The following is a 2228-nucleotide window of genomic DNA, read 5'->3' on the forward strand; positions in this document are numbered from 1 at the left end:
CCAGTTCGAGCTGGCCGTCGTTCTCGCAACCCAGGTCTTGATTCGCCTGCGCGCCAAGTATGCCGGCGACGCGGCGGCCGAGCGCGAGTTCACCGAGACCTACGAAAAAGCAACGGATCCGCGCTTCGTCGTGCTGGAACGCTTCGTTCCCCACGGCCGCGCCGCGTCGGCCCAGCCAGAGCTGCTGTTCACCATCTTCCCGAACACCAACGGCGGCTGGTCGATTCAGACGGTCAAGCCTGCTGACTCCAAGTTCGGTTCACGAAAGCTGTTGCCGGAGCCGTGGCGCGGCCTGAACGGCTCGGATCTTGCCGCCCAGACGGGCGTCGACAGTTCGGTCTTCTGCCACAAGGCCGGGTTCATCGCGGCTGCGCAGACCCGTGACGGCGCCCTCCAATTGCTCGAACTGGCACTGGCCGAGTAGTTCTCAGCTCACATTCCCAGCGCCGTCTTCACCGTCGGCCAGGAATCGTGAAGCGCGTCTTGCCAGTACGGCCACGAATGGGTGCCGTCGTCCCGATACGCGAACACTGCGGGAATCGACAACTCCCCCAACCTCGCTTCGAACAGTTGTGTGCACGTATTAGCGAGCGCCTCGAGCGGTCCGCCTTCGATGGCAGTCTGCAGTCCACTCGGGGTGAAGACGTTGTCGTATTCTCCGGGCGCACCTGTACCGGAGGACACGTAGATCGTCTTCCCACGCAGCGTTTCCGCGTTGGTGGACGGGTCGTGCTTTTGCCAGTCGGGGTCCGACGCCGGGCCCCACATGTTGGTGGCGTCGCCCGCCTTGCTGGCCACGGTGAGCCGCACGGAATCCTGCGAGGACGATTCGGAGTTATCGAGACAGCCACTGTACGAGGCCAATCCGGTGTAGAGCTTCGGGTGATGTGTGATGAGGTTGGCCGCGCCGAGCGCACCCATGGACACCCCGCCGACCACGTTCGTCCCATTTCCGGAAAACGCAGAATCGATCAACGTCGGAAGTTCTTCTGCGAGAAACGATTCCCACTTGTTCACACCGAGGTTCGGATCGTCGTTCTTCCAGTTGGTGTAGAAACTGCCGGTGCCGCCCACGGGGAGAACGACGTTGACGTTCTTGTCGGCAAAAAACCTTTCGATGTCGGTCTTCTGGGTCCAGGTGCTCTCGGAGTATCCGGATTCCGAACCGGCACTGACGCCGTCGAGCAGGTAGAACGACGGACGTGAACCGGCGCTCGACGCTGGATGCAGAACCTGCACTTGTACCTCGCGTCGCATGGCCGGCGACTCGACGAACACGGCACTGCGTGTGGGCGACAACTGCTCTATGCGATTGATGTGAGCCCCGGCCTGACCGGCCGAATCTCCTGGTGGGTTTTCAGGTGCCGGTTCGGCATACGCCACTCCGCCCATGACAAGCGCGAGCACGACCAACACAATCCCGACAAACCCAAATCTCCGCATCCGTCAAGCGCCCCCTGAGCATCGCACGACTACCGCTGACCCTCGATTGGACAGGACGAACGTCCCGGGGTCAACCCACTGGTTGGGATTTATTACTCGCGGGTATCCAATGGAGTTGGACAGTTCTCCACCGATGCACACACAGGTGTGGATAACTTCATTCACATCCACTTCCCAGTTGTGCATAACCTGTGGACAAAAGGATGAATTACAACAGAGTTATTCCTCCTACCTGCAACGATTCGTTTCCCCACAGTGTGCATAACTTTGTCGAACAGGGCTCGCGAGACGCCGGTTTCCGGGCGTGTCCATGCAGTTCACACCGCCGCGCCACTCTTTGTTCACAGGCCCGACACCACCGGCCGACAATGCTCCCCACCCCGACTTCATACTTGTTGCATGCTGACCGCTCTGCTCGCCGCCACAGCTGTGCTCGCCCTACTGACTCTGGTCCCCGGGCCCGACATGGCCGTCGTGACGCAGGCTGCTCTCGGCGCGGGCAGATCCGCCGGTTTCCGGGTAGCTGCCGGCATCGTCTCGGGCCTTCTGGTGTGGGGTCTGTTGACCGTCCTCGGGCTGTCGGCGATCCTGGCCGCGTCGGCGGAGGCGTACACCGTCGTCAAGCTCGCCGGCGCGGCTTACCTGATCTATCTCGGTGTGCGAGCACTGTGGGAGAGCCGGACGTCGCGGATGCAACACAATGCCGACGCTCCACGATCGCAGAAGGCCGGGACATGGAAGACGGGCTTCACCACCAACCTGCTCAACCCCAAGATCGCCGTCTT

The 2228-nt window shown here is 61.8% G+C and carries 3 protein-coding genes; 2 read left to right on the forward strand and 1 reads right to left on the reverse strand.

Annotated features, from left to right (window positions below; genetic code table 11):
- The coding region (locus A2J01_RS25020) for an MYG1 family protein (protein ID WP_197494296.1) at positions 1 to 424 on the forward strand (424 nt) is incomplete at its 5' end.
- 8 nt (positions 425 to 432) lie between these two features.
- Here the strand turns inward: A2J01_RS25020 and A2J01_RS25025 are convergent.
- Positions 433 to 1443, reverse strand: a complete 1011-nt coding sequence (locus tag A2J01_RS25025; protein WP_064113822.1) for an alpha/beta hydrolase — start codon at positions 1441 to 1443, stop codon at positions 433 to 435.
- Positions 1444 to 1842: 399 nt separating this feature from the next.
- Here A2J01_RS25025 and A2J01_RS25030 point away from each other — a divergent pair.
- The coding region (locus A2J01_RS25030) for a LysE family translocator (RefSeq protein ID WP_156519399.1) at positions 1843 to 2228 on the forward strand (386 nt) is incomplete at its 3' end.

The sequence above is a fragment of the Rhodococcus sp. EPR-134 genome, assembly GCF_001647205.1.
Taxonomy (GTDB): domain Bacteria; phylum Actinomycetota; class Actinomycetes; order Mycobacteriales; family Mycobacteriaceae; genus Rhodococcus_F; species Rhodococcus_F qingshengii.